The following is a 25,739-nucleotide window of genomic DNA, read 5'->3' as shown; positions in this document are numbered from 1 at the left end:
ACTTTCGGTTTCAGTCCTTTATCGCACCTGCTGTAACACCCGCAGCGACATATTTCTGTGCGACGATCAACAGTATTGCGGTTGGCACCGAAGCCAGGACGGCTGTAGCCATCAATGGACCCCATTCCTGATTCTGTGCCCCTATAAAATCATAGAGGCCCATCGTGATGGGACGCATGCGCCCCCCGCCGGAATCCAGCGTTGACGCAAACATGAAGTCAGACCATGCCCAGAGGAATGAGAACAACGAAGTCGTTACGATGGAGTTTCTGCTTAGCGGAACCACTATGGTTGTGAATACACGCCAATGTGAAGCGCCATCGATTTCTGCAGCTTCAATGATGGAATGCGGCATGCCGGTCATGAAGCTCGATAGAAGCATGACGGCGAATGGCACGGCCACTGTGGAATCCGCAATGATCAGACCGGGGATGCTGTCCAAAAGGCCGATACGGTTGTAGATCTGATAAAAGCCCAGGGCCATGACTACAGCGGGGATCATCTGAGCCACAATCAGAAGGAAATTGATTGTTCTGCGGCCTTTGAGTTCAAGAAAAGCGATGGCGTAAGAAGACGGAAGTGCGATGGCGAGTGTCAACAGAACTACACCGATGGCAATGAGCAGGGATGTGCCCAGGTATGTCATTTCGGTGTGGAAGGCTGAAGAAAAGTTCGTCAACGTGAAATCGCGTGGATATAGGTCTCCCGAGCGAATCGACCGTCTTTTGGTCAGAGAGATGTTGATCATCCAATAAATCGGGAAAAGCATGATTAGGGTGAGTACGACGGCGATCAGCGTTTTCCACCATGTCGAACGATGCCTCATTATTGCTTGCTCCTCTCTGAACCTTGTGCCCGTAGATAGGCAAAGGCGAATACCAGGGCGATGGCGATCAGAATGGTGCCCACTACGGATGCTTCTGAATATCGGATGGTTGCGGATGTTCCCTTCCCGAATGCCATCTCATAAGCCCAGGTGGCAAGGGTGCGCGATGTGCCCGTTCCTTTGGTCATTATCCAAATTATGTCTACGGTTTTGAGTGTGTATACGAATCCGAGCAGGAGGGTGATCATGGTGACAGGTTTCAATAAAGGAAAGGTGATTTTCCAGAATCGCTGCCAAGAGTTGCAACCATCCAAGGATGCAGCTTCGTATAGATCTTGGTTAATGTTTTGTAATCCTGAATACAGAATGACCATATTGAATGGAATGCCTAACCAGATGTTGGCAATGATGACTGACCATAGGGAGTGATCAGCCTGCAGCCACCAGATAGGGGAGCCGCCGAAAAAGCCTATGACTTTGTTGATGACACCGGTATCGGCATCCATCATCCATTGCCAGATAGTGCCTGAAATCATTGGAGGCAAGAGCCAAGGGACCAGGAAAGCGCCACGGAGCACAGCCGATAGTCGAAAATTCTGGTTGAAGAATACTGCCAGTGCCAGCCCCAGGCTGTATTGAAAAATAATTGAGAGTACCACAAACAATAAGGTCTGTACGAGTATCGTCCAGAACTTCGGATTTCCTAGAACCTCTTGGTATACCTGAATGCCGGACCATGGTGCGTCACCGGTGACGAAAGTCCGGCGAGTGAAACGGTGCAGACTCATGAAGATATTTTGGATAAGAGGTGTTACGTAGAAGACGGCCAGATACACGATGAGAGGCATAGCGAAGCCCCAGGCCGCCAGTGTCGTCGAATGGATGCCGCGTTTTTTTGAGTTCTGGATGCTCCCGTCGGAGTCCTGTAGTGGATGAATATTGAATGACATCGTTCACCTGATCAACGCAAGAAATAAGATTATTGAAAATTGCCTTGAGACGAGGGGTGCTGAGAAGTCGAGCATCTCTGCCGACTTCTCAGCTGGTTCAGCGCTGGTTCAGCGCCTCTTGCAGATCTTCGGAGAGCTGCGCTGAAACATCCTCATATTTGAGGCCAATGTCAGAAGTTCTGCCCTTGGCCTGCTCGATCGGCTTTACCCACGGGGCCCAGATCTGGTTCTCTTTGACCTGTTGGTTTCTTACGGAGCGTTTCGCTGCTAAATAGACCATCTCATCATTGGTCTTTTTTAGATTATCCCCGTCAACCAGACAGTTAATGACTTCAGCCGTTGCTTTGCTGAGATTCTTGTCGGCCTTTTTCTGGGTAGGCATAGTGATGAATTCGCCTCCGGTCGGCACGGGGGCGACTCCGCCGGATTTGCCAGGAATCGGTATCATTCCGTATCCCTTTTCCTTGGCGGATTCGGCCTGCCATGAGCCATTTTCAGAGAATCCGTACTGATCAGTCAGGAAAGCATCCCAGGCTGCCGATTGGTTGTCGGTGGATACGGATTTTGGCGCCCAACCTTTTCGGACCCAATCGGAGACCAGGTTCAAAGCATCGGTTTCGGCTTGTGATTTTGGATGTTTCAGATCCCCCTCTGCTCCCCAAAACCAAGGCAGGAACTGGAATGTACCCTCCTCGCCGGAGATGCCTGCGAAGGTAATGCCTTTGCTTCCTGACGCCACCACTTGTTCTATAGCCTTGTTCAGGCTCGCCCAATCTTTTATGGACGCAGGATCGACGCCTGCTTTTTCCAGTATTTTCGGGTTATAGTAAAGCCCCAGTGCATTGGATCCGTAAGAGATGCCGTATTGGACGTTGTCGATGATTCCAGGCGCCTCGATGTTGCTGTCGTAGCCCTTGGTGTTGATGCCGGCGGCTTTGATGTCGGTAACGAGGCCAGCATCGACTGCGGTAGGCATTTTTGGATTATCTATCAAGGCGATTTGTGGGGCATTCCCGGCCTTTACGGCAGTGGTGAGATTATTCAGCAGATCAGACTGGGGGTATCCAGTACGCTTTATTTTGTAACCCTTGGGAGCGCAACGCTTGACGAATGCCTCCCATGTGCTGGATGCGTTTTTCTGTGGATAGGGATCCCAAAAACCAATGGTGTCCGCACTCTGATTCGAGCCGCCGCAAGCGGCAAGACTTGCCGCAATGACGACAGCTGAACAGATGGTTGCGAAGCGTTTGATGAACAGGTTGTGCATGATTTCCTTTCTGCGATGCCGCTACGGTGTGGCATCTTCATCCAAGCTGGTATGACTCGAGCCCCGGAGTCGAATCATCACTTATTGAACCGGTTCACAAACATTATATAATATCCGCGCCGTAGGTCAAATCAATTAATTATTGGACAGGTGGGATGCCGCTTGGGGTTTTGTATTCGGGATTGCAGAAACAAACTCTCCTGGAGATGGTCAGACGACTGCATCAGTGCTGTTTGCTGACTTGTTGCTGCAAGGTAAAATCCAATAATGATTTTGTGATGGGTGCATCCGGATCCTGAATGCGAGCCACCAATGTACTCACGATTTTCTGCGCCAACTGGTCTATATCGGTTTGGATGAAGGCGAATGAGGCTAGCACCGACCACTGCATTTGTTTGGGAAAGACGGAAATCACATACAGGTCGTCTGGAATCTGAATGCCTCTTGCGGAAAAGGCCTGCGGGGCTATAATCGATGCACTTTCGTTGTGGATGATCATCGCAGTGGCATGAGGATACAGATGTAACGCATGCAACAGTTCTCCTGCTGGATCCGATTCGTCGTTGTCAGGTGAATAGATATGCAGAATAATTCCTAGATCCTTGGCGCTTTGTGTGATTTGGTCTCTGAAGCGTAAGGCGAAACCCATACGCTTCTCAAAAATGCTCTTAGACCAGGAGTACAAGATCACCTCCTGATGGTTATCGGCAGCCATGCATTGCATGCATCTTGCAGCCTCCGATCGGAAGTCTGAGTCCACTGTGTCTAAACCGAAAGATGAAATCGGTGATCCGAAGACGACTGTGGGGATTCCAATCTCTTTGGCAGTAGTCATGCGCGGGTCGTTGTCACATACATCCATAAGTATGAAGCCGTCCACTTTATGGGAGGCGGCGGCTTTCTTCATGGCGTCGCAACCGTCATCAGAACCGATGAACATGCTGTCGTAACCGGATCGTGTCGCATACTCAGACAACAGATAAATGTGCAGTCCGAAAAAGGATGACAGGTAGACACCATGGTGGGTGGGCGACACAATTCCCAGTACGTTGCTTTTCTTGGTTGACAGGGCTCTGGCAGCGTGATTGACGGTATATCCCAGATCATTTATTGTGCGCCGCACCTTCTCTGCCGTTTGTTTGCTTATTCTTTTATCGTTGGAGAGTACGTATGAAACAGTGGCTTTCGAGACTCCAGCCGCTTGGGCTACGTCAGAAATCGTCACTACTTTATCCACTTTTTACCCTCCTTTTGGTCTGCGCAGCCCCTGGCGGGTATAACACGCAAGGCGTCAGGGCAAAGATGCCCACCCCTCATTAGCTATCTATATGGTACTCAGAGATTGAATAAGTTAAGTCGCTTCACATTGTCGCCGTCAGTATTATCGGAGAAACAGATCGCTCGCAGATGAAAAGTCGGGTTCCGAAAGGAACTGGTCATAGCTGTATTCATGGGCGACTGACTGCAAAATTCTTAAAGTACAGCCCCTGATTGCTGTGTCGGGCCGACGAGCATACCTTCAGAAGCTGTAGACCTTGATGATAGGCACGGCAGACAATCACAGCCTTCCGACGACCGTGCTTGCGCCCGGGCCGCTCAGTCGATCAGGCCTTCCAGCTGGCGGCGGTTGATCAGTGAGGGGATGACGCCTTCGTGGGCGACGCTGAAGCCGGCGGCCAGATTGGCAATGTGAGCGGCTTTGTCCAGGGAGCATCCGCTGCACAGATAGGAGGCCAGGGCGCTGATAAAGGCATCGCTGGCGCCGGTGTCGTCGATTGCTCGGGTCTCGTGGGCTGGGAAGTCCTTGTGCCCGCTGGAAGTGACCAGAGTGCAGCCGCGCTCGCCCAGGGTGATGATGACCCTGCCCACCCCGCCGTCTATGAACCGTTTCGCCTTGTCCACCACGGATCCTGCTCCGGGTATCAGGGTGTTCAACTCGTTCAGATTCGGGATCAGGATGTCGATCGAAGCCAGCAGGTCTTCAGGCAGGTGGTCGCAGGATGACGGTTTGACGATGGTGGCGGCCTGGTGGCGCTTGGCTGTTCTGCAGGCCTCGGCGACAGTGTCCATGGGGATCTCTGTCTGGATCAGGCAGTAGCCGGTGTTCCGGAAGATCTGGTCGCGCTCGGTGATGTCGTCCGGGGTCAGGGACTCGTTGGCGCCCGCCACCAGGGAGATCATCGACTCACCCTTGCCGTCGACGAAGATGTAGGCTTTGCCCGTGTCCGCGCCGGCGACTCTGCGCACACCGGTGGCATCCACATGGGCCTGCCTCATGGTTTTGTAGATGTAGTCTGCGGCCGGATCGCTGCCGACATTGCCGATCAGGGAAACCTGATGCTCCAGCCTGGCCACTCCCACCGCCTGGTTGGTGGCCTTGCCCCCCGGTGTGGAGGCGAAGTTTCTGGTAGTGGTGGTCATACCCGCCTTGGGCAGGCTTGGGGCGGTCAGGTAGGTGTCCACATTGATGCTGCCGACCACCACGATCTTCTTGCATTGCTGGTCCGGGGGCCGGCCGACGGTCTTCTCGCCTTCCAGGGTGAAGACGTGCTCAAAGGTCTCGCTCCGATCAGACTCATGCTCAATGGCGTGGATGATCCGTCTGCACAGGTAGGCGCCGAAGTCGGCGTTGCGCATGACGTAGGACGATATTTCCGGGCTGCCAGGGTAGCGCAGGTGCACGTTGGTGTCGTTCATCAGGGAGACCAGGGAGAGGTCCTGGGGCAGACGGTAATGCATGGATTCGGCGAACTGAAGGAATTCCAGGGCATGGTGGTAGTGGGATGCCACGATACCGGTGACGTGGCGGTTCTCCAGCACCTGGGTCAGGTCCTCGCCGATGGTTTCCAGGACCATGTCGGTGTGGTATTGGAGGTTATGGTCGAACAAGCAGCGACGATAACCGTGCAGGAAGCTCTGTGTCCGTCTGCCCGGCGAAATAAGGCAAGCGATGCTGGTGTGGTGGCGCTTGATCAGCTCTTCAGTAAGACTGTAGGCAGCCTCCTCGTAGGGCATGAGCGCGGCCCGGTCGTCTCCCAGGGGTCCAATGGTCAGTTCGGGAATCCCCCCTGCCTCGATCCTGCTTTTCAAGGCCAGGCTTGTGCGGTCGATCGGTTCCCAGACCATGCCATCCACTCGATGCTCCAGGGCGGCCAGGATGTTGCGTTCCTCCTGGTCATGATTGCCGTAGCTGTTGAAAACCAGGGTGCCGTACCCCGACTTTTGTGCCTGCTGGATGATCCCATCCAAGGTGGAGTCCATGGAGATGGATGAGCTGAGCAGGACTCCGATTCTCCAGGTGGTGGTGTTGGGTTTGGAGGATCCGTAGGGCGTGTAGTGGTACTTCCTGACCAGTTCAAGGACCCTGTCGCGCGTGGCGGCTGTGATGCTCGCGTCCTTGTGATTCACAATCTTGGAGACCGTCGATGTGGATACGCCGGCAAGCTGAGCAATGTCCTTGATGTTCATGTGGTTTCCTGTGCTCCTCATCTCTGACGCTCCGGCGAACGGCTCTGTCGACCTGTTGGATCTGGCGAATCAAGCTTACCTGAGAGATCGTCGTCGGAGGTTTCGCATTTGACACCCCATCCGGCTGTTGATAGTCTCTGTCAATGAAAGTTGTTTACTAAAGTGGTTTCTCAAAGCGGTGATGCGGATCTGGCTGTGAGCGACGGCCATCTGCAGAAATCGACATTCAAGGACCAAAGGCGGTACGGATTATGAGCGCGCGACCGGTGTGGAGAGGGATCACTGCGCAGTTCTCGACAAAATCCTTGGTGCTGATACCCATCGCGGTGGGCATCAACCTCATCGGCGGTACCCTGAGCTCCACCCTCAAACTGCCGCTTTTCCTGGATATGATCGGCACCACGGTAATCGCCTGCCTGTCCGGCCCCTGGGTGGCTGCCCTGTGCGGACTGCTGACCAACGTCTTCCTCGCCTTGGTGGCCAATCCGGTCTATCTGCCCTATGCGCTCTCCAGCGTTCTGTGCGGCCTGGTGATCGGATACATGGTCAAGGCCGGGCTCTTCAAACGGATATGGGGAGTCGTCCTGGTCTGGCTGGCCTGCGCCCTGGTCAACACGGTCACAGCATCTCTGATCACCGTGCTCGTCTACGGGGGTGCCACCGGAGTCAACGGCACCTCGGTCCTCACAGCTGCACTGGTGGTGGCTGTGAAGAACATCGTTATCTCGGTTCTCTCCTCCTCCATGCTGGAGAATCTGATCGACAAGGGCATTACCGTCCTGATTGCTTATGTGATTGTGCGTCGAATCCCCAAGCGTTTCCTGAGCCAGTATGCTCTGGACGGCAGCGAGGACCAGGGGGGTCTGGACGATTTGGACGACCTGGATGAGGACGAAGACGAGGATGGGCACGAAGCGGCTGGAGCGTCCAGTCGGGAGAGCCCAGCACGGCCGGTGAGGATCGACGGCGCAGCAGAAGCTGATCGGGGCACATCGACCAGGGACCCGGCTGACTTGGACTGTGAACCTACCCAAAGGTCTGAACGCTGATGCCTGGTCCTGCAACGAACGGGATTCCTGATTCTCCACTGTCCCGCAGCATGCATCCCATGGCCAAGATCGCTGGCGTGTGCTCCTTGGGCCTGGCGACCTTGGTCTGGCCGGACTTCACTCTTGGCCTGGGGATTATCGTCATGCTCTTTATCGCAGCTGCTATGGCTCGGGTGCTCAGGCCCTTCTCTGGCGTGATGCTGGGGTTCGGCATTCCCGTTACGCTCATGCTGCTGTTCATTCAGGGGTGCTACAGCCCAAGGAATTCCAAGGTCATTCTTGACCTGGGATTCGCCCGACTGGGTCTCGAAGGCAGCCTCTATGCGGCCAAAATCGTAGTAACTCTTTTGGTTTTCCTGGGGTCCTTCTACCTGACCAATAAAACTACCTACACGGGTCGTCTGGTTGCTGCTCTGACGCAGATCGGTGTTCCATCGAAGATTGGCTTCCTGATCCTGGCCAGTTTGAATGTGGTTCCGCAGATGCAGCGCAGGATTGCGATTATCGAGCAGTCTCAGCATGCACGTGGTCTGGAGACCGGTGGCGGCTTGATTTCCCGGGCGCGGGCCTTCCTGCCCCTGCTCGGGCCGGTTGTTCTTTCCTCTCTGACGGATTCGCAGGAGCGCGGGATGACCCTGGAGACCCGTGGATTCGGCATCCGAGGGGTGCGGCAGACCAGCTACCTTGAGGTGGTCTGGCGGCACAGTGACACCGTGATGACCATCCTGTTCACCGTTTTCCTGGTGCTCACCCTGGTGCTCGGTTGCCTCTCTCGTGCAGGTCTGATCACTTTCGCAATCCAGTGGGGAGGTCGGGCATGACCGAGGTCATACGGGTGGAGGACTTCTCCTTCAGATACCGTGATGCTGATCGGACCACCTTGAAGCGGGTGAGCTTCAGCGTCGAACAGGGCAGCTTCTTCTGCATCGTCGGATCCAATGGGGCGGGCAAATCGACCCTGTGCAACGCCTTGGTCGGTCTGATTCCGCACTATTTTGTAGGAAAATCCAAGGGAAGCGTCCGGATCAAGGACAGGGATGTAGCCAGTTCAACCATTGCCGATCTGTCCAGACACGTGGGTCTGGTTTTTCAAAACCCTTTCAATCAGCTCTCTTATACGGCCGGGACCGTGGCCGAGGAACTGGCCTTCGGACTGGGCAACCATGGGGTTCCACGTGAAACCATGCATACCAAGGTGGCCCGGGTGGCCGCCCTTATGCATATCGAGGATCTGCTCGACAAGAACCCCTTGGAGCTTTCCGGCGGACAGGTGCAGCGGGTGGCCCTTGGCTCGACCTTGATCATGGAACCGGACATCCTGGTTCTGGATGAATGCACAGCCCAGCTGGACCCGCTTGGCAGCGAGGAAATCTTCGACATTGTCAAGCGGCTCAACCATGAGGGGATCACCGTAGTCATGGTCGATCACGATATGGAGCGGGTCGCCCGATGCGCTGACCAGGTCATGGTCCTGGGCGCTGGTCGGGTTCGTGCCCTGGGCACCCCTGAGAAGGTTTTCGCCGACCCCGAGATCGTGAAGTGGGGGATTGACATACCGGATTACGTCAAGCTCTGTAGAGGTTTGCAGGACGCAGGATTCGAACTGTCGGATTTGCCAGTACGCGAGGACCAGGCGGTACGCATGATTCGGGAGGCGCTTCGATGAAGATCGACCTGGAGCATCTGGAGTACGTCTATCCTCATGATCATCGTGCTTTGGATGGAGTGGAACTGACCCTCGAAGGTGATCGGCCCGTGGCGCTGATCGGTCAGAACGGCGCTGGCAAAACCACCTTGGCCAAGCATCTGAATGGCATCCTTAGACCGACCAGTGGTCGGATCTTGCTTGACGGCGTCGATCTGGCTACGGCGGACACGGCCCAGTGGGCCCGGAAAGTGGGATACGTCTTTCAGAATCCCGACGATCAGCTCTTTCTGGACAGCGTGCGCAAGGAATTCGAGTTCGGTCCCCGGCAGCTTGGGTTCGATCAGGATCTGATAGGGCGACGTATGGAGCAGGTGGCTGGGTTGGTGGGCCTGGCAGACCGGCTGGACGATCATCCTTTCGATCTGAGCCCCACCGAGAAGAAGTTCTGCGCCATCGGATCCGTTCTCATGATGGATACGGGTGCCGTGGTCTTCGACGAGCCCACATGCGGCCAGGACAAGGCCGGCAATGATCGACTGGCTGCCATCATCGCCAGTCTGCGGGACCAAGGCAAGCTCTGCATCACGATTTCCCACGACATGAAGTTCGTCACCCGCAACTTCCCCAGGGTCGTGCTCATGCAGCATGGCCGGGTCCTGCTGGATGGCAGCCGCGAGGAGGTCTTTTCCCGGGATGATGTGCTCAAGCAGGCCTATGTGACGCCTCCGCCCATCACCCGGGTGGCCCGGCAGGTCGGATTGGAGGGCCCGGTCTTCACCGTTTCCGGCTTTGTCGATGCAGCCCGGCGGGCCAAAGCGGGGGCAGGAATTTGAGTTTGGACACGACAAGAGCAAAAGGAGTGAAGCAATGACCAGACCACTGATCATCGACACGGATCCTGGCATCGATGATGCTGCGGCCATTACGATGCTGGTCGACGAGCCCAGCTTCGACATCAGGCTGATAGCCTCGGTGTCCGGCAATGTGGGCATCGGCCACACCACCAACAATGCCCTGAATCTGCTGACCTTCCTGGGCAGGCGCATCCCCGTGGCCCGTGGCGCTGCGGCCCCGCTCATGCGTGACAACAGGTTCGCCACCGAAGCCCACGGCAAGTCAGGGATGGGGTCATTCGTCTTCCCTGAGCCGGACACCAGCCTGCTGACCGAGAACAATGCGGTCCTGGAGGAGCGGCGGGTGCTGCTGGAGAGCGATGAGCCGGTCACCATCCTGACCCTGGGCCCTCTGACCAACATCGCCCTGCTGCTGGCCACCTTCCCGGAGGTCAAGGACCACATCGACCGGATCGTCATGATGGGAGGCTCCACCGGACGCGGCAACATCGGGGTCTATGGCGAGTTCAACATCTCCGTCGATCCTGAGGCTGCCAAGATGGTCTTCCGCAGCGGGCTGCCCGTGACCATGGTCGGTCTGGACATCGGTCGCAAGGCCCATCTGGTCGCCGGAGACCTGGACGATCTGGACGCAGCCGGCGAAGTGGGCGGCATGGTCGCTTCCCTCTTCCGGTCGTACGACGGCGGACATATCGAGGAGGGGATCAAGATGTACGACCCCTCGGCCGCTATGGTCCTGCTCCAGCCCGACCTGTTCACCATGCGCCAGGCCTTCGTGGATGTCGAAATCTCCAGTCCGCTCACCCTGGGCGCCACGGTGGTCGATTACGACGGCATCCTGGGCGGCAAAGCCAACGCCAGCGTCTGCGTGGACGTGGATGTGGACGGGTTCCGCTCCGCCTTTGTCGACAGGGTCGGCCGGGTCCAGCGCCAGTAGCTTCCGCATTGAGAAGAACCGAAAGGAAACTAAGGAAAAATGAGTGAGTCAACTGTCTCCGAGGAGCAGAAGAACGGCATACCCGTTCCCGAGGAGGGGACTCCCGAGTTCACGAAAATGAACAAGATGGCCCGCGTGGCCATCCCGGTGGTCCTGATCATCTTCACCCTGGGCGTGCTCCAGCAGCAGGCCTTCGGCATGATCTACGTGAACATCGGCAAGCAGCTCAACCAGGCCAACCTGGCTCCGCTGATCACCTCACTGCCCGGCATCATCCTGGGAATCGTCTGCGTCATCTACGGATCCCTGGGCGATTTCGTCTCCCTGAAGAAGATGATGATCCTGGGTACGATCGTCTTCGTGCTGGGGTCGATTCTGGGGTGCTTCGGCACTTTCAGCATCTGGATCGTCATCGCCGCCCGTGTGGTGCAGTCTGCCGGTTGGCAGGTTTCCGGCTCCATCTTCCTGGTTCTGGTCTCCAAGTATGTGGAGAAGAAGAAGCGCGTGCTCTGGTACGGCGTCTTCGTCGCGGTCTTCCGCTTCGCCGCCGCCCTGGGAGTCTTCCTGGCCGGCTACATGACCCTGCTTGACTGGCGCTGGCTCTTCGGCGTGGGCATCCTGGCCGTCTTCTTCATTCCTGTTCTGGCCAAGAACCTGCCCGACCAGCATGCAGCTGGCGTCAAGATCGACGGCATCGGCTTCACGCTAATTGGACTGTTCGCCGCTTCAGTGACCATGTTCTTCACCGACATCAACTGGGGCTGGGGCATCGCCTGCATCGTGGCCCTCGTTGCATTCGTGGTGTACATCAACAAGGCCAGCAACCCCTTCATCACTCCGAAGATGCTGACCAACCCGGCATTTGCCATGACCATGACCGTCATCTTCGTCGGCTACTTCTTCAGCTACACCCTGAACGCCGGCGTCAACGCCATTGGTCTGAACGTGTACGGCATCGACTCCTCCAAGGTCTCCAACCTGCTGGTCTGGTCCATCATCCTTGCTGGCATCATGGGATTCGCTGCCGGGCCTATCATCCAGAAGATCGGGCGCAAGGCTTCGGTCATCCTGGCCCTGGCCTGCATGGGCGGCGGTCTGATCGCCATCGCTTTCCTGATTCCTGCCGGCAAGATCTGGGCCCTGGCTGTAGCGCCCTGCATCTACTACTTCGGCACCTCCTTCTTCTACCAGCCCATCGTTGACACCGCGACCCTGACCGTGGCTCCTGAGGAGTCCGGCCGTGTGCTCGGTTTCAACGACCTATTGCAGGCCATCACCGGCTCCGTCGGTGTCGCCCTCTTCGGCCAGCTCATGGCCAACGGATCCATGGGTTCGGGCAGCCTGGCCGGCACTGCGCAGGGCCTGGCCTCGACCTACGCCAATGTCTTCATGATCGGTGGCGTGATCATCCTGCTGGGCTTGGTGCTCTTCATCTGCTCCATGAAGATGATCTACAGCCACTCCCGCGTGGCTGAGGACGAGGACTGATCTTCCGAGCTGCTGATTGAGAGAACCGGGTCTGGGATTTATTCCCGGGCCCGGTTCTTCTCTATAAGGGTGTGGACAGAATTCCATTAGGCATGATGGGCATATTGCCGCCGCACCGCTGGCGGGTGGACAGCCTTCGGTCTAGAAATGTCCGAATTATGGATGCCGGTTGGGCGGTTGCATCCTGGTGCTCTAGCATCGTGGCCATGGAGAAAACGACATCACTGCAGCCTTGGTTGCCCAAGGGTGTCTTCTTCTATGTCGATGCCCGATGGCGTTGATGTTTTAGCCGGTTCTTCTTCTGATTCCTATATTTACCTCTGTGTTTGAGGTTGCTCTTTTATTATCTGCGGACATGCTGCCATAGGAAACTCATATCCACGGCGCGCTGAAACGGCATCAGGTGAGGTATCGCTGCCGCTCCAAACCGCAGTACTTGACCTAGGAAGTGCCCTAATGACTATCAACGTAACCATGGAATCTAGCCGGTTCTCCAGTGACCTCGATGCCCTGGCCATCTACAGGCGGCTGTGCGCCAGGTATCGGGAGGATCAGCTCTTTCTTCTGGAATCTCTGAGTGGCCCAGATAAGGACCGGAATCGCTCAGCCATCGGGTTCGAGCCGATGCTGACTCTGAGTGTGACGGACCATGTCATGACCATTGATTCTCTGGGCAATGCTCAGCTGACAGGAATCCTGGAGACATTTGGTCGGATCGAGCAGGGGGTGGTCCACCATCCGGTCCCCGACATCAAGGAGGTCTTTGCAGTGCTGAGGCGGCTGGAATCCTCCTTCGTCATCAGCGGTGACCACGAAGGCCCTTTCGGGATGGGCTGGTTCGGCTACTTCGGGTATGACACCATCTTCATGATCGAGGATCTGGAGGAGCATATACCAAGGGACGCGGCTTTGCCGGTCATCTCGTTGACACTTTATCAGGGAATCATCACCTTGGATCTGAAGGCCGGCGGCCACTGCGCTACTTTAATTCATGTCGAAGAGGACACTGCCGGGTGTGGCATTCCAGGGGGCGGGGAGAATTTGCGAGAGTGCGGATCTTCTGCACAGTCTGGTCCACAGATTCAGAATATTGCAACCGGAAGCGGGGAGACCAGGCATGGATCCGCGCTGTTAGAAGATTTGCTGGAGTTGCTGCAATCCGACGCAACGCCGGCGCAAACTTCTGAGTCGGATGCTACTCGTACCGGCATTCAGGGTGGCATTGGGCCGGACTATCCATACGAGGCCCATGACACAATCGATCGGGATCGTTTTTATCAATGGTTTGCCAAGGGCAAGGAGCACATAGCCCAGGGTGATGTCTATCAGCTCCAGCTCGGGCATGAGATCGAGGTGGATTCCCGCATTCCGCCCTTCCAGGTCTACCAGCGACTGCGTCTGCAGGACCCGTCCCCCTATATGTACTATTTCGTGACTCCCCAAGGGGTGCATGTCATTGGAGCCAGTCCCGAGCTTTTCATTGGGCTGACCCCTGATGGCGATATAACCCTGCGGCCCATCGCCGGGACGGTCGGCAATCCCGGAGATGAGGAGGCCCGCCAGTCGGCCATCAGGCAGCTGACCGGCGACCCCAAGGAGCGGGCCGAGCACCTGATGCTGGTGGATTTGGGTCGCAACGATGTAGCCAGGTGCTGCACACCCGAATCCTTGGAGGTGGACCGGCTGATGACCACCGAGGTCTACTCCCACGTCATTCACATGGTTTCGGATGTGATCGGCCGGATCCGGCCTGGCCTGGACAAGTACGACGTCTTCTCGGCAGCCTTCCCCGCCGGTACCATGACAGGAACCCCCAAGGTACGTGCCGTGGAAATCATTGAGGAGACCGAGGTCAGTTCGCGCGGGGTGTACGCCGGGGCAGTGGGTTTCCTTGGATTCGACGGTATGGTCCTGACTGCACTGTGCATACGGACGGCCTCCTACCATTCCGGCAGCTATCACCTGCGTGCATCGGCCGGGATCGTTGAGGACTCCCAGCCTGAGAGCGAGTGGCAGGAGACCATGAAGAAGATGAGTTCGGCCTACCTGGCCATCACCGGAAAGGAGCTGGCCCATGAAAGTCTTGCTGGTTGATGCCTTTGACAGTTTCGTCTATGTGGTCAAGAACTACGTGGACCTGCTGGGCGTCGATACGACCATTGTCAGGGTAAACCGCCTTGCGCAGGTGGATCCGCTCGCCTTCGACGCGGTCATTCTGGGCCCCGGACCGGGTCGCCCGGAGGACTGCGGCTACCTGGAGTTTCTTGATCAGGTGGCAGGAAGGAAGCCGGTCTTCGGCATCTGCTTGGGCATGCAGGCCATCGCGGTACATGCTGGAGCTCAGGTGGTCAGGGCCTCCAGTCGTCAGCATGGCAAGGTGAGCGGAATAAGAAACGACGGGAAGGGCTGCTTCAAGGGCCTGCCCGATACTTTCGACGTGACCAGATACCACTCTCTGGTTGCTGACGAGGCCTCGGTCAGTCGGGTTGCCGATCTGGAGATCAGCGCGCGCTCGCTTCTGGATGGTTATGTGATGGGTCTGAGGCGGAACCGGTCGCTCATGGAGGGTGTCCAATTCCACCCCGAGAGCATCGGCAGCCAGTATGGTCACCAGGTGATCGCCAATTTCTTCCGGGAGTACTGCGGTTCATCTGATGGGGACTGACTCATCAGGCCGGGCCGGGTTCCTCTCCATATAATCCACCGTGCAGTAAGCAGGACTGTGGCTTCTCTTCATCTGTCCTGCAAGATGCTGTGGCGAGGTTCAACTCGGCAACCCATGGCCTGATACTCACATAGTCAGAAGACTCCGTGTGATCACTCTCTGATTCGTAGGTCAAGAAAGACTGGAGTGGGTTGTCCGCGCACGGCAGGTCATCGCCCGCTCACGGGATCGGTCAGTCAGGACATCTCGCTGCGACCCTGACGCCAATATCCCATGAAAGAGACGTTGCTCCGGTCCATCCCTCGGTCTCTGACCAGCATGCGCCTCAGCTCGCGGACGGTGGCTGCCTCTCCGGCGATCCAGGCGTACAGGTCGTCGGCACGAATGGAGGCATCGGCTTGGGCGGCATCGGCAGTCTCCCAGAGCAGTTCTTTGTCGATATCAATCTCTGAGAATTCCTTGGAAGATTCAGCGGCTGCGGCCGTAGGCGAATGGATCGGCAGGTCCTCCAACAGGTTACGCATGGCTTCGATGAGGGCGCGCCCATGTCCGGATTCGTCGCAGGTCGTCCAGATGACGCGGATTCCTTCGAGTTCGGGCAGTGGAAGACGATCCTCTTCGATAGGTACTTCAATCAATGCCACCCCGTCGCCCTGCCAGTGGTCGCGGATCAGACTGTCCATTATGGCGGCGATGGCTGGTACCGCTGTCTCATCGCCCACCAGGAGAAGATGTCTGGACTGACCCGGGTGAAAGTCCATCCCAGCGACCGGTCCTCCGGCCTGCGCATTAGGACCGATGATGATGGCCTGGTCGCCAGGTTTTGCAGCCTCTGCAAAGGCTCCAGCAGGTCCGGCATGATCGTGGATGACGAAGTCCACATCGATTTGCTCGCTCTCGGGCCTGACCTTGCGAACCGTATAGGTGCGCATGGGATTGCGACTCTCTGCGGGCAGGGTCCTCCACTTTTGATACCAGGCGAGCGGATCCTCAGGGGTCGCCTCAAAGAAGGAAGGGGGCGGCACGGATCCGTCGGGAAGGGGCAAAAGGATTTTGATTCGCTCATCGTACCCGGCGTCTGCAAAAATCTTCAGATCCGGTCCCTGGAAGACGATTCGCTTGAAGTGGGGCGAGAGCGTTTCTGCTCTGGCTACGGAGACACGGAAGGGGATCAAGGGTACAGGATGATTGTCGGCTTGGCGTTCCACGGCTGGCTCTCTTTCGGTTGAGGTTTATGGGTCGATCTTGGTGTCGGGTTGTCGTCGTTCAGGTTGTGGCAGTTTGTGACTTTGTGGCTTGAGACCTCGCGGTTCAGGACGTCGGGGTAAGCGATGTGGGGAGCAGGACGAGAGGTTTTACATCATTGGGTTGTTTGGTGTCGTCCTGCCGCGTCATCCCAGTGTACGTGTACATTGCAAGCCCCGCCAGAGTGGGCTTTGAGACTATGGAGGGGTGTCGGGGTCATCAAGGGGGCACCGGTGGACCCATCGGTCACCACAGTGGATGCGATGTCGAATACCTCGCTGACCAGGTTCTCGGTCATGACCTCATCGGGAGCGCCCAAGGCGACCCTCCTGCCATCCTTGATGGCCAGGATCCAATCCGAGTATCTGGCAGCCATGTTCAGGTCGTGGAGGACCATGACCACCGTGACGCCCTCCTGCCTGTTCAGGGTGCTCAGCAGGTCAAGCACCTCAAGCTGGTAGGCGATGTCCAGGTAGGTGGTCGGCTCGTCAAGAAGGAGTATGTCGGTCTGCTGGGCCAGGGTCAGAGCAATCCAGGCGCGCTGGCGTTGGCCTCCGGACAGGCGGTCGATTGGGCACCCCGCCCTATCGGCCAGTCCGGTCAGGGCGAGGGCTCGTTCCACTGCCTTTTCATCCTTGGCGGTCCACCGTTCGACGAAGTGGTGGTGGGGATATCGGCCGCGAGCAACTAGGTCGGCGATGGTGATGCCGGCGGGGGCTGACGGGTTCTGCGGCAGCAGCCCCAGAATCGTCGCCACCTTGCGGGTGGGCATGCTGGTGATGGGTTCTCCGTCCAGCGTGACAGCCCCCGACGCCGGTTTCAGAATCCTGGCCATGGCCTTGAGAAAGGTCGACTTCCCGCACCCGTTGGGTCCGATGATGGATCCCATCGTGTGTGGAGGTATATCAAGACTCAGGTCCTCGATGACCGTACGTCCGCCATAGGTGAGGCGAAGGTGCGAGGCGGCCAGCCGATGCTCGCTGCTCCAGGAGTCGTGTGCCGGGGGTGACGTCATGATGTTCAGAGCTCCTGTCTGCGGGTCATGAGGACCATGATCGCGATGAGGACGGGTCCGCCCACAATGCTGGTGATGATGCCGACCGGCACCTGGGCCGAGGGCAGATGTTGGGCGACGATGTCCGAACCCAGAACCAGGCAACCTCCTACCAGGCCTGACTGGATAAGGGCTGATGCTCCCCGGCCGACCAGGACCGTGGCGATGGGGCCGGAGAGGAACGAAACGAAGGAGATGGGACCGGTGGTCGCTGTCGCGACAGACAGGAGGAGCACGCCTACGATAATCACCTGAAACTGAACACGGCTTACCCTGACGCCCAGTCCTGCGGCCATCTCCGGTCCCAGCTGTAGGGTGCTGATATTCCTGTCGAGTGCCAACAGGAGCGTGGCGCCGAGCAGTGTTGTTGTCGCCAGTATCGGCAGATCGGTCCACTGGGCATCGGCCAGGCTGCCCGTCAGCCATCTGGTCGCAGCCTGGATGTTCCATTGGTCGCTACGAATCATCAGCCAGGAGCCCAGTGCGTTGAACCCTGCGGCTACTCCTATTCCGATCAGTATCAGCCGGGTCGGGTCAAACGAACCGCGCCAGGCCAGGGCCATAACCAGGAGGGCTGTCAGGAGACCACCCATGACCGCCAGGCAGGCCAGAGGCATGCCCGACAGACCCAATACGACAATGCCGAAGATGGCAGCAGTGTTGGCTCCGGCAGTAATGCCGATGATGTCCGGGCTGGCCATCATGTTGCGCAGGAGATGCTGGAAACCAATTCCGGCCATGCCGAATGCGATGCCGGCGACACAGCCAATTAGTGTCCGGGGCATGCGCAGTTGGAGAATCACGAACCTGGTGCCTTCGTCTGACTGCCCCCAAACCACTCCAAGCAGGTCGCTCATGGAGTAGACGCGATGTCCTAGGGCCAGATCGGCCAGTGCGAAAGCGACCAGGAGTATCACAAGTAGGACGGTAACTGTCAGCGAACGAATGGCATGGGCCCGTCGTATCCGCTGCAGGTCGGTCATCGCATCGGGTTTACCCGAATCATGAAGGAGACAAGCATCCATGCCTATACCTCCGTGGTTCTTCTGCGCCCGGCCAGAACCACGAATACGGGAGCTCCGATCAGTGCCGTGACGATGCCCACCTCCACATCGGATGGACGGGTGATTATCCTGCCCACCACGTCGGCACCAACCACCAGGAGGGGGCCGATGAGGATGCTCAGGGCCATGATTCGCCTGTAGTCGGGTCCTATGAGCAGTCGTGCCACATGGGGGACCACCAACCCGACGAAGCCAATCGGACCCGCCAACGCCGTACAGGAGGCGCAGAGGAGTATAGCCGCAAGCCAGGCCAGGCTGCGGACACGTCCGACGTGCATCCCCAGCCCTTTGGCCATCTGGTCCCCCAGGGTCAAGGCGTTGATTCCGGGCGTCAGGCAGAAGGCGAGCAGCAGCCCAAGAGCAAGAAGAGGCAGGACCGGCATCATGAGGTCGAACCGGGCGCCCGAGATTCCGCCCACTTGCCAGAAGCGATATGAGCTGATGACGTTGACGCGCGGCAGAAGGATGGCGGAGGTAAGAGACCCCAGTACCGAACTGATCACGACACCGGCCAGGGTCAGCCGTAGCGGAGATGGACCGGATGGCCCCAGGGATCCTATAGCCCAGACGACCAGTGCGGTCGTCGCACTGCCCAGCAATCCCACCCAGACATACTGGGCTGGTGTTGAAAGGGAGAAGAAGGCTATGGAGCAGACGATTGCAAGAGCTGCCCCCGTGTTGAAGCCTAGAATCGACGGGTCCGCCAGCGGGTTGCGGGATATGCCCTGCATCAGGGTCCCGGCCACCCCGAGCCCGGCACCGACCAGGATACCGAGGACGGTGCGGGGAATTCTCAGGCGGATGGCCGAGACCGCGATGTCATCCGAGGAGGCGGACAGGGCGTGGAGGATGTCGGAAGGGCTGACGGAACGGGATCCGAAAACCAGGGACAGGGCGCAGACCATGACCAGGCAGACCGCCAGAATCAGCCCGGACAAGACCATGGGTCCGGTTCTCTTGCGATGCATGACGGCCTGTCGAGTATCAGGGCGCGGTGTCATTTCTGACCGCATATCGGCGCTCCCTCTTCCTTTTCCATCCCTTCCCTGCGGGGCCGAATCAGATCTTGGCGGCAGCCTCGCCCAGAAGCCCTGCGTAGGTGTCGGTCGTCTTCCGGATGGACAGGGCTGAGGGGTCAAGGGCGTTGGCCATCTCGCTGTCGTTGGCGATGACCACAACGGATCCGCGCTCGACTGCGGGAATCTTGGAGAGGAGGGGGTCCTTGTGCATCGCTTCAAGCAGGTCCGGGGTGCCGTAGGTGACGATGATGTCGACGTCCTTGTACCTGTCGGCATGCTCGGAGGAGATCTCCTTGTAGAAGTCCTTGGTGCTCTTGGAGTCCTCCTTGATGGACTCCGGAGTCTCCAGTCCCAGGTCGTTCAGGAATTGCGGCCGGGCGTCTGAGGTGGTGTAGACGCTGAACTTGGAGAGTTTGGAGGCATCGAAGTACATGACCGCCCCGGTCTTCCCCTTGATTGCTGAGTGGGTTTCTCCGGCCTTTGCGATGCGCTCCTCCAGGTCGGCTATCAGCTTCCTTCCCTTTTCGGGTTCTCCGATGGCCTGGGCCGTGGCGGTGATGACCTTGCGCCAGGGGTCGCCCCAGGCAACCTTCTGATAGGCGATGGTGGGCGCAATCTTGCTCAAGGTGTCGTACTGCTTCTTGGTCATGCCGGAGAGCAGGCCGATGATCAGATCGGGTTTGGATGCGGCGATGGCCTCGACATCGATGCCGTCTGATTCGTCATGCAGCTTGGGCATATCCGCCTTGTCCACATGCATGGCATCCAAGGCATCCTTGGTCCAGGTCAGGTATCCGCCATCGACGGTCTTGCCGAAGGCATTCTTCTGGATGCTGACCGGCACGACCCCCAAGGCGATGAGGTTGTCGGGGGTGGCCCATCCGACGGTGGCGATGCGCTTGGGCTTGGAGGGTATGGAGGTGGTGCCGTAGACGTGGTCGATCTTGATGGGGAAGGAGCCTTGCTCCTCCGAGGCTTTTGGCTGGCCGGACTGGCCTGCCTGCGAGCCCGATCCGCAGGCGCCCAGGAAGAACAGAGCGCTTGCCAGCACCAGGATGACTGCGATAGTGCGCTTGAATCGAGTGAGGGAAAGGAATGGTCGAATGTGCATGTGGTTCCTTTGATCGTGCTGTCGAATTGGCATGGTGCACCAGAGCCAAACACCAGATGTAGCATCGGCGCGACGGGAAGAAAAGAGTTGATTTCCCTGGTTGCACGTGTTAAGCGGAGCATCTGCAAAGGCGGTAGGCAAATGCCGACCCCAGCGTCTTTGTGATCAAGGGCATGGGTAGCCTAATGACCCCAGTCTTCTCTGCCGCTCCGTACACGGTTCCCAACCACTTAGGTGCGGCGTATATCAAGGTTTTTCAGACGGGTTCACACTGGACGTGATGCGTAAAAGCGGTTCTCTACGATTGTCATCATCGGCCGGGGAACCGTACCCCGGCCCGGTGTATAGTGGCAAGCGGGTTCCTGCGGGGGCCTGGATACATGCATGGGGATGGACCCTTGCGGTCCCGATTCCCTGCGACCTTTGATTATCAGTGGATGGTGAAGTCATATGACTGCCGGCTTCCTTTGCGAGAAGCTGATTCCGGGCAGGGTCCTCTGAAGCCCTTTAGACTCTGTAGGCCCGCTGGTTCAGGCCGCCCATAGGGGCGGCGACTCCGTTATGCCCGGTCTGGCGCCCCTGTGAGGCGTCTCTCATGGTACTCCGGACCGCATTGGTTCGATTCTGATTTCGATCCCGGTCTGGGTGCACATGGATTTGCAAGCACTGAGCACGGAAACGGCATTTATTTTGATTGATTTCATCAAGCATTCCAACATAGGTATACGTGAAGGCTGCAGGTATCCGCAGGCCGAAGATGATGAGAGTCCGGCCCTGGCCCTCTCCCACGTCTGGCGGTCCTTCGCCGGAAGGCGAAGTAGGCAGAGGGAGGGGCCTCACACAGTCCTATCGGACATCAGCCTGAAGGTGGACCGGGGAAAGATACAGGCCTTGGTCGGTCTGAACGGGGCCGGCAAGACCACCCTGGTCAAAATCGCTTCCACACTTCTAACCCCTACTCGTGGCGAGGTGAGCGTGGACGGGGTGGATGCCCTAGCCGATCCGAGCCAGGCCCGGAAGAGATTGGGGCTGGTGCTCGGTGGGGACAGGGGTTTCTACCCCAGGGCCACGGTAATGGCCAATATGCGCTTCTTCGCCGACTTGGCAGATGTGCCCTACCGGCGGAGGGACAGCGAAATCGGCCGTGTCCTGGAGGAGGTGGGTCTGAACGGTAAGGAGCGCCATGCAGTATATGAGCTCTCACGGGGTCAGACCCAGCGCCTCCACATAGCAAGGGGGCTCTTAGGCTCCCCAAGACTTCTCCTCCTGGACGAACCAACTGATGGCCTGGACCCGGGCACGGCCCTGCGCATCCGCAGCCTGATCCGTTCGGTGGCGGATTCGGGGGTGGGCATCCTTCTGACCAGCCATGGCATGGAGGAGGTGGAGGAACTGGCCGACCGCATAGCGGTCATCGACTCGGGCAGGGTTCTGGTCGATGGGTCCCTGGAGGCCGTCCGGCGGTTCGCCGACGTTGGCTGGGTGGCTTCCTTCACTCTGAGGCCGGACCAGTTGGCCGACCCTGGTATCCTGATTGGCTGGGTCGGTCGGCGCGGCGTGGTCCTCACACGGCCATCAGACCCCGACTGGATGGTCTCCATCCTCTGGAAGCGAGTTTCGGAGGAGGGATCAGGACCTGCCGATGCAGAGCCGACCCGTCTCAGACGAGAAATGGCCCGGTTCTTCGCGGACCGATCTCTCGACTGCCCGGCGGACCTCCTGGTCAGGCCCGCAGGTCTGGAGGACGCTTTCCTGGCCCTGGCCGCCCGCCCAGGCGCGGAGGCGGATCTATGATGAGGATGCTCAGGGAAGCCGCCTTCCAACTGCGCGAATACACCAGAACCACCTACTTCATTGAGATCCTCCTGGTAGCCACCCTCTCAGCCTGCCTGGTCCAACGGTTGGGAGTCAGGGCCTGGGGATCCGATCCCTACGAGGGGTTTCTCCGTTCGGCCGTCATGGGCCTGTGGACCTCCTGCACCTCCGCCGCAGGTCTGATTGGTTTCGAGCGGCGCAAGAGGACCTTGGCTCATCTCATGGTCAGCAGGTCTGGCCCCCGGCCTGCCATCCTTGCCCTCATCTCTTCAACCGCCACCTTTGGCCTGCTGGCTTTTCCTCTAGCCGGTGTGGCCTGGTTGATTCCAGGGCCGGGTGCCCTCCTGCCGACCGAGCTGGGGGAACATTGGCCGGTTCTGGTCCTGGGGGTGCCCCTGATTTGGCTGGGGGCCCTGGTCATGGCCCTGGCTGTGGCCTGTCTCTTCGTCATGACCCCTTATGCCACGGCCTATGAAGGCCTGGTCCTTGTCCCCTGTATGGCTCTGTCAGGAGTTTTCGAGGGTCCGACGAGAACGATTGACCTGGGGGAGGGGTTGAAGAATCTGATCCCCACCCGGCCCGCCCTGTCCATCATGAAGGCAGGTGGCATTGCATCCGATCCAGGGGTTTCCATCCTTTGGTGGGACCTGGTTTGCTGGCTGGTGGCCCTCCTCCTGTGGATCAGCCTGGCCGCCCGCCTTGCTGGCATTTCCGAGGCCAGAGCCAGGCGTGACGGCACAATCGAGGTGATCTGACCGTGAGTTGGATTCATAGGATGCTTACCGTAGCCAATGTCAGCTGGCGCTCTTCCATGCCTGCTGGCCGCCCCCTGGCCCTCCTGGTATCCCTGGTCGTTGTCCCCATTCTGGACGTGGCCTGCCAGCTCATGCTCGGAGGAAGCCTGAACTCCCCCGCCCTGGCTCGCATCGGATACGCCGGTGGTCTGGTGGCTGCGGCCTGCCAGGTGGCGACCGTCATGGCCAGCGGTATGACCATGGACAGGGAGGAGGGAATCATCCCACAGATCCTGATACGCCGTCCGATGGACCTGGCCTACTGGATTGGCCTGGGTCTTCCGGGTGTGATGGCTGCTTCGTTCACAGGGCTGGTCGCCCTGGCCGGAACCCTGGTCCTGAATGTCGGACACAGCCCGTCCGATTTTCTCCGGGCCCTGAGCCTCCTGCCCACCGCCCTATTTGCAGGTTTGGCCTTGGGACTCCTTGTAGGTGGCCTCGGCCTGCTGACTGCGGATTCCTTCGCCCCGCTGAATGCGGTCACTGTCCTTCTGCCAGTGGTTGTGGGTGTGGTCGTGCCTGCCGAAGCCTACCCGGCCCCACTTCGTTGGATCGCAACCATCCTCCCTTTGGGGGTCACGGTTCAGGCCGTGGGAGATTATGGCCTATCCTGGACGGCGGTCCTCCTTGCTGAAGCCGTCAGGGGTCTGATGGAAGTGGCCATCGGTCTGGTGGCTTCTGTAGTGGCCCTGCACAGAATACGGTCAGGCGCACACCTGAGGTTGTGATTCAATCCGGCGGCGATTGGCTGTCCCATGAACGGACGTAGAAGGCGGGAGCGGCTGTGTGCGTGCATGCACCCCTCCCTCCTGTCTCAGGTGTTCGTCTAGCAAGACATTATGTCAGCGTGAGAATCCGTTTCGGCTCCTTTATCTTTCTTTATTTTCGGTCTTTAGTCTGGCTCCTGCTACAAGGAAACGAATAGGAGCTGACCATGCGTTACATATTGAGGACCGAGGGGCTGACCAAGGTCTTCGGCCACGGACAGCGGGCCGTCGACCAAGTGTCCCTGCATGTCCCTGAGGGCGGAGTCTACGGGCTCCTGGGCCCAAACGGGGCCGGCAAGTCCACCACACTGAAGATGGTTACAGGCATGCTGCACCCCACTGGCGGATCCATGATTCTGGACGGGCACCCCTGGTCGCGCCGGGACCTCTACGACATCGGCGCCCTGATCGAGCAGCCGCCCGTCTACCCAAACCTGACGGCCCGCCAGAACCTCAAGGTGCGCACAACCTTGTTTGGTCTACCTGATGAGTGGATTGACCAGGCGCTCTCCATTTCAGGACTGAGCGATACGGGCTCCAAGAAGGCTGGACAGTTCTCACTAGGCATGAAACAGCGCCTGGGGATAGCCAATGCCATCCTGACCAACCCTCGTCTGCTGATCCTGGACGAGCCCACCAACGGGCTGGATCCGCTGGGCATCGAGGAGCTGAGGGGGATGATCCGCAGTTTCCCGCAGCAGGGGATGAGCGTAATCGTCTCCAGCCATATCCTCTCCGAGGTGTCGATCCTGGCGGATCACATCGGCATCATTGCCGACGGCCGCCTGGCCTACGAGAATGAACTGCACGCCGGGGAGGACCTGGAAGGGCTGTTCATGGATGTGCTCAGGAGGTCGCGATGAACGAGAGGAACCTCAACGAACTCATCCAGCAGGATATGGCTACTTCAGACGCCCGAACCGTGACAAAGGCTAGAACACGGGGAGGAGGCATCCCCTTCGGCAGGATCCTGGCAGCGGAGATCATGAAGGGCCGGTCGGCACCACCCAGACGGATGGCCCTGGCTTTCCCCCTGGTGCTCATTGTCATCGTGGCTTGCTTCGCATTCGGACTGCACGCCTGGTTGCCCTCCTGGGTCAACTACTGGTATGTCCTGCTCCTTCCGGCCATGACCGCCCTGATAAGCGTCGCCGTGGCCAACATCGACGGAAAGCAGCGGTGGAGAACGACCCTGTCCCTGCCCGCAGCGCCCGTTCTGGTCTGGTGGGCCAAGATCGTCTACTGTCTGCTTCTAGTCGGCCTCGCTACCTTGCTGGCTCTGGGTCTTTCGGCAGTCATGGTCGCCGTCTCCGGGGTCGAGGGCCCCTCCCTGGTCGATTTTGTAGTCAGCGCCCTGATGCTGGTCCTGGCCTGCTCCTGGATGATACCGGCGGGACTTGCCCTGACCGCCAGGTTCGGCGTTCTGATCGGGTTCGGCCTGCCTTACATGGTGGACCTGCTGGTCTCAATCATCTTCTGGGGAAACCAACGGCTATGGCCCTTCCTGCCGCCCGCCGCCATGATCAACCTGCCGGTGCCCTTCATGAAGGTCATGCCTGATGGTGTGCCCCTGGAGACTGAAGACAACAGTCCCATCAAGGCTGCGCTGTCTGTCTTCGGCGGGCAAAGCCTGACGGCCTTGGTGGCCTGTCTGGTCTGGTTCCTGCTCCTGTCCGTCCTGACGGGCATCTGGTTCTCGCGGAAGGAGACCAACTGAC

General features: G+C 58.5%; 22 protein-coding genes and 1 pseudogene. 13 read left to right on the top strand and 10 right to left on the bottom strand.

Annotated features, from left to right (window positions below; genetic code table 11):
- Positions 1 to 10: 10 nt before the first annotated feature.
- The 5 genes from H3T89_RS04525 to H3T89_RS04505 all read right to left on the bottom strand — a co-directional run bounded on the left by H3T89_RS04525 (position 11) and on the right by H3T89_RS04505 (position 6,511).
- Positions 11 to 826, bottom strand: coding sequence for a carbohydrate ABC transporter permease (locus H3T89_RS04525; RefSeq protein ID WP_198183248.1), 816 nt, complete (start codon positions 824 to 826; stop codon positions 11 to 13).
- A complete protein-coding gene (locus tag H3T89_RS04520) occupies positions 826 to 1,776 on the bottom strand; it encodes a carbohydrate ABC transporter permease (RefSeq protein WP_198183246.1) in 951 nt (316 codons plus the stop codon). Before H3T89_RS04520 ends, H3T89_RS04525 begins: the two co-directional genes overlap by 1 nt.
- Positions 1,777 to 1,873: 97 nt before the next feature.
- Entirely contained in the window at positions 1,874 to 3,043 is a 1,170-nt protein-coding gene (locus tag H3T89_RS04515) for an ABC transporter substrate-binding protein (protein WP_198216340.1), read from the bottom strand.
- 223 nt (positions 3,044 to 3,266) lie between these two features.
- On the bottom strand, positions 3,267 to 4,280 hold the full coding sequence (locus tag H3T89_RS04510) for a LacI family DNA-binding transcriptional regulator (RefSeq protein WP_198216339.1): 1,014 nt from the start codon (positions 4,278 to 4,280) through the stop codon (positions 3,267 to 3,269).
- Between the two features lie 359 nt (positions 4,281 to 4,639).
- Positions 4,640 to 6,511 carry a PfkB family carbohydrate kinase gene (locus H3T89_RS04505; RefSeq protein ID WP_198216338.1) on the bottom strand — a complete coding sequence of 624 codons (1,872 nt, stop codon included), beginning with the start codon at positions 6,509 to 6,511 and terminating at the stop codon, positions 4,640 to 4,642.
- Between the two features lie 251 nt (positions 6,512 to 6,762).
- On the opposite strand from H3T89_RS04505, the pseudogene H3T89_RS04500 reads away from it, so the two are divergent.
- The 8 genes and pseudogenes from H3T89_RS04500 to H3T89_RS04465 form a co-directional block, all read left to right on the top strand.
- Positions 6,763 to 7,413: pseudogene (locus H3T89_RS04500) on the top strand (ECF transporter S component); the annotation flags it as partial.
- Between the two features lie 146 nt (positions 7,414 to 7,559).
- Positions 7,560 to 8,381 (top strand): energy-coupling factor transporter transmembrane component T, encoded by an 822-nt coding sequence (locus tag H3T89_RS04495; RefSeq protein ID WP_198216336.1) that lies wholly within the window; start codon positions 7,560 to 7,562, stop codon positions 8,379 to 8,381.
- Complete coding sequence (locus H3T89_RS04490; RefSeq protein ID WP_198216335.1) at positions 8,378 to 9,226, top strand: energy-coupling factor ABC transporter ATP-binding protein; 849 nt, start codon at positions 8,378 to 8,380, stop codon at positions 9,224 to 9,226. Before H3T89_RS04495 ends, H3T89_RS04490 begins: the two co-directional genes overlap by 4 nt.
- Positions 9,223 to 10,041 (top strand): energy-coupling factor ABC transporter ATP-binding protein, encoded by an 819-nt coding sequence (locus tag H3T89_RS04485; protein ID WP_198216334.1) that lies wholly within the window; start codon positions 9,223 to 9,225, stop codon positions 10,039 to 10,041. The genes H3T89_RS04490 and H3T89_RS04485 overlap by 4 nt, the downstream gene beginning before the upstream one ends.
- Positions 10,042 to 10,075: 34 nt before the next feature.
- Positions 10,076 to 10,999 carry a nucleoside hydrolase gene (locus H3T89_RS04480; RefSeq protein ID WP_198216333.1) on the top strand — a complete coding sequence of 308 codons (924 nt, stop codon included), beginning with the start codon at positions 10,076 to 10,078 and terminating at the stop codon, positions 10,997 to 10,999.
- 39 nt (positions 11,000 to 11,038) lie between these two features.
- Complete coding sequence (locus H3T89_RS04475) at positions 11,039 to 12,487, top strand: MFS transporter (RefSeq protein WP_198216332.1); 1,449 nt, start codon at positions 11,039 to 11,041, stop codon at positions 12,485 to 12,487.
- 456 nt (positions 12,488 to 12,943) lie between these two features.
- A complete protein-coding gene (locus H3T89_RS04470; RefSeq protein ID WP_198216331.1) occupies positions 12,944 to 14,581 on the top strand; it encodes an anthranilate synthase component I family protein in 1,638 nt (545 codons plus the stop codon).
- Entirely contained in the window at positions 14,562 to 15,152 is a 591-nt protein-coding gene (locus tag H3T89_RS04465) for an anthranilate synthase component II (RefSeq protein WP_198216330.1), read from the top strand. The genes H3T89_RS04470 and H3T89_RS04465 overlap by 20 nt, the downstream gene beginning before the upstream one ends.
- Positions 15,153 to 15,388: 236 nt before the next feature.
- Here the strand turns inward: H3T89_RS04465 and H3T89_RS04460 are convergent, their stop codons facing one another.
- The 5 genes from H3T89_RS04460 to H3T89_RS04440 form a co-directional block, all read right to left on the bottom strand.
- Positions 15,389 to 16,360: a siderophore-interacting protein gene (locus H3T89_RS04460; protein WP_198216329.1), complete on the bottom strand. Its 972-nt coding sequence runs from the start codon at positions 16,358 to 16,360 to the stop codon at positions 15,389 to 15,391.
- Between the two features lie 152 nt (positions 16,361 to 16,512).
- On the bottom strand, positions 16,513 to 17,412 hold the full coding sequence (locus H3T89_RS04455) for an ABC transporter ATP-binding protein (RefSeq protein WP_198216328.1): 900 nt from the start codon (positions 17,410 to 17,412) through the stop codon (positions 16,513 to 16,515).
- A gap of 5 nt (positions 17,413 to 17,417) precedes the next feature.
- Positions 17,418 to 18,476, bottom strand: coding sequence for a FecCD family ABC transporter permease (locus H3T89_RS04450; protein WP_198216327.1), 1,059 nt, complete (start codon positions 18,474 to 18,476; stop codon positions 17,418 to 17,420).
- 2 nt (positions 18,477 to 18,478) lie between these two features.
- Positions 18,479 to 19,528 carry a FecCD family ABC transporter permease gene (locus H3T89_RS04445; protein ID WP_198216326.1) on the bottom strand — a complete coding sequence of 350 codons (1,050 nt, stop codon included), beginning with the start codon at positions 19,526 to 19,528 and terminating at the stop codon, positions 18,479 to 18,481.
- Positions 19,529 to 19,574: 46 nt separating this feature from the next.
- Positions 19,575 to 20,645, bottom strand: a complete 1,071-nt coding sequence (locus H3T89_RS04440; RefSeq protein ID WP_198216325.1) for an iron-siderophore ABC transporter substrate-binding protein — start codon at positions 20,643 to 20,645, stop codon at positions 19,575 to 19,577.
- 651 nt (positions 20,646 to 21,296) lie between these two features.
- On the opposite strand from H3T89_RS04440, the gene H3T89_RS04435 reads away from it, so the two are divergent.
- The 5 genes from H3T89_RS04435 (at position 21,297) to H3T89_RS04415 (ending at position 25,738) form a co-directional block, all read left to right on the top strand.
- Positions 21,297 to 22,439, top strand: a complete 1,143-nt coding sequence (locus H3T89_RS04435) for an ABC transporter ATP-binding protein (protein ID WP_198216324.1) — start codon at positions 21,297 to 21,299, stop codon at positions 22,437 to 22,439.
- Positions 22,436 to 23,215 (top strand): multidrug ABC transporter permease, encoded by a 780-nt coding sequence (locus H3T89_RS04430; RefSeq protein WP_198216323.1) that lies wholly within the window; start codon positions 22,436 to 22,438, stop codon positions 23,213 to 23,215. The genes H3T89_RS04435 and H3T89_RS04430 overlap by 4 nt, the downstream gene beginning before the upstream one ends.
- A gap of 2 nt (positions 23,216 to 23,217) precedes the next feature.
- A complete protein-coding gene (locus H3T89_RS04425; protein WP_198203172.1) occupies positions 23,218 to 23,982 on the top strand; it encodes a hypothetical protein in 765 nt (254 codons plus the stop codon).
- 206 nt (positions 23,983 to 24,188) lie between these two features.
- On the top strand, positions 24,189 to 24,884 hold the full coding sequence (locus tag H3T89_RS04420) for a lantibiotic protection ABC transporter ATP-binding protein (RefSeq protein ID WP_198216322.1): 696 nt from the start codon (positions 24,189 to 24,191) through the stop codon (positions 24,882 to 24,884).
- Positions 24,881 to 25,738 (top strand): hypothetical protein, encoded by an 858-nt coding sequence (locus H3T89_RS04415; protein ID WP_198216321.1) that lies wholly within the window; start codon positions 24,881 to 24,883, stop codon positions 25,736 to 25,738. Before H3T89_RS04420 ends, H3T89_RS04415 begins: the two co-directional genes overlap by 4 nt.
- Position 25,739 lies beyond the last annotated feature (1 nt).

The sequence above is a fragment of the Bifidobacterium sp. W8114 genome (assembly GCF_016101165.1).
In the GTDB taxonomy this organism is placed as follows: Bacteria; Actinomycetota; Actinomycetes; order Actinomycetales; family Bifidobacteriaceae; genus Bombiscardovia; species Bombiscardovia asteroides.
Note: the sequence above shows the minus strand (reverse complement) of the source record. Positions and strands in the feature narration are given on the sequence as shown.

Excerpts from the sequence above, each read along its gene's own strand:
- H3T89_RS04525 (WP_198183248.1), bottom strand. The coding sequence starts at position 826 with ATGAGGCATCGTTCGACATGGTGGAAAACGCTGATCGCCGTCGTACTC.
- H3T89_RS04520 (WP_198183246.1), bottom strand. The coding sequence starts at position 1,776 with ATGTCATTCAATATTCATCCACTACAGGACTCCGACGGGAGCATCCAG.
- H3T89_RS04515 (WP_198216340.1), bottom strand. The coding sequence starts at position 3,043 with ATGCACAACCTGTTCATCAAACGCTTCGCAACCATCTGTTCAGCTGTC.
- H3T89_RS04505 (WP_198216338.1), bottom strand. The coding sequence starts at position 6,511 with ATGAACATCAAGGACATTGCTCAGCTTGCCGGCGTATCCACATCGACG.
- H3T89_RS04495 (WP_198216336.1), top strand. The coding sequence starts at position 7,560 with ATGCCTGGTCCTGCAACGAACGGGATTCCTGATTCTCCACTGTCCCGC.
- H3T89_RS04490 (WP_198216335.1), top strand. The coding sequence starts at position 8,378 with ATGACCGAGGTCATACGGGTGGAGGACTTCTCCTTCAGATACCGTGAT.
- H3T89_RS04485 (WP_198216334.1), top strand. The coding sequence starts at position 9,223 with ATGAAGATCGACCTGGAGCATCTGGAGTACGTCTATCCTCATGATCAT.
- H3T89_RS04480 (WP_198216333.1), top strand. The coding sequence starts at position 10,076 with ATGACCAGACCACTGATCATCGACACGGATCCTGGCATCGATGATGCT.
- H3T89_RS04475 (WP_198216332.1), top strand. The coding sequence starts at position 11,039 with ATGAGTGAGTCAACTGTCTCCGAGGAGCAGAAGAACGGCATACCCGTT.
- H3T89_RS04470 (WP_198216331.1), top strand. The coding sequence starts at position 12,944 with ATGACTATCAACGTAACCATGGAATCTAGCCGGTTCTCCAGTGACCTC.
- H3T89_RS04465 (WP_198216330.1), top strand. The coding sequence starts at position 14,562 with ATGAAAGTCTTGCTGGTTGATGCCTTTGACAGTTTCGTCTATGTGGTC.
- H3T89_RS04455 (WP_198216328.1), bottom strand. The coding sequence starts at position 17,412 with ATGACGTCACCCCCGGCACACGACTCCTGGAGCAGCGAGCATCGGCTG.
- H3T89_RS04450 (WP_198216327.1), bottom strand. The coding sequence starts at position 18,476 with ATGGATGCTTGTCTCCTTCATGATTCGGGTAAACCCGATGCGATGACC.
- H3T89_RS04445 (WP_198216326.1), bottom strand. The coding sequence starts at position 19,528 with ATGCGGTCAGAAATGACACCGCGCCCTGATACTCGACAGGCCGTCATG.
- H3T89_RS04440 (WP_198216325.1), bottom strand. The coding sequence starts at position 20,645 with ATGCACATTCGACCATTCCTTTCCCTCACTCGATTCAAGCGCACTATC.
- H3T89_RS04435 (WP_198216324.1), top strand. The coding sequence starts at position 21,297 with ATGGATTTGCAAGCACTGAGCACGGAAACGGCATTTATTTTGATTGAT.
- H3T89_RS04430 (WP_198216323.1), top strand. The coding sequence starts at position 22,436 with ATGATGAGGATGCTCAGGGAAGCCGCCTTCCAACTGCGCGAATACACC.
- H3T89_RS04420 (WP_198216322.1), top strand. The coding sequence starts at position 24,189 with ATGCGTTACATATTGAGGACCGAGGGGCTGACCAAGGTCTTCGGCCAC.
- H3T89_RS04415 (WP_198216321.1), top strand. The coding sequence starts at position 24,881 with ATGAACGAGAGGAACCTCAACGAACTCATCCAGCAGGATATGGCTACT.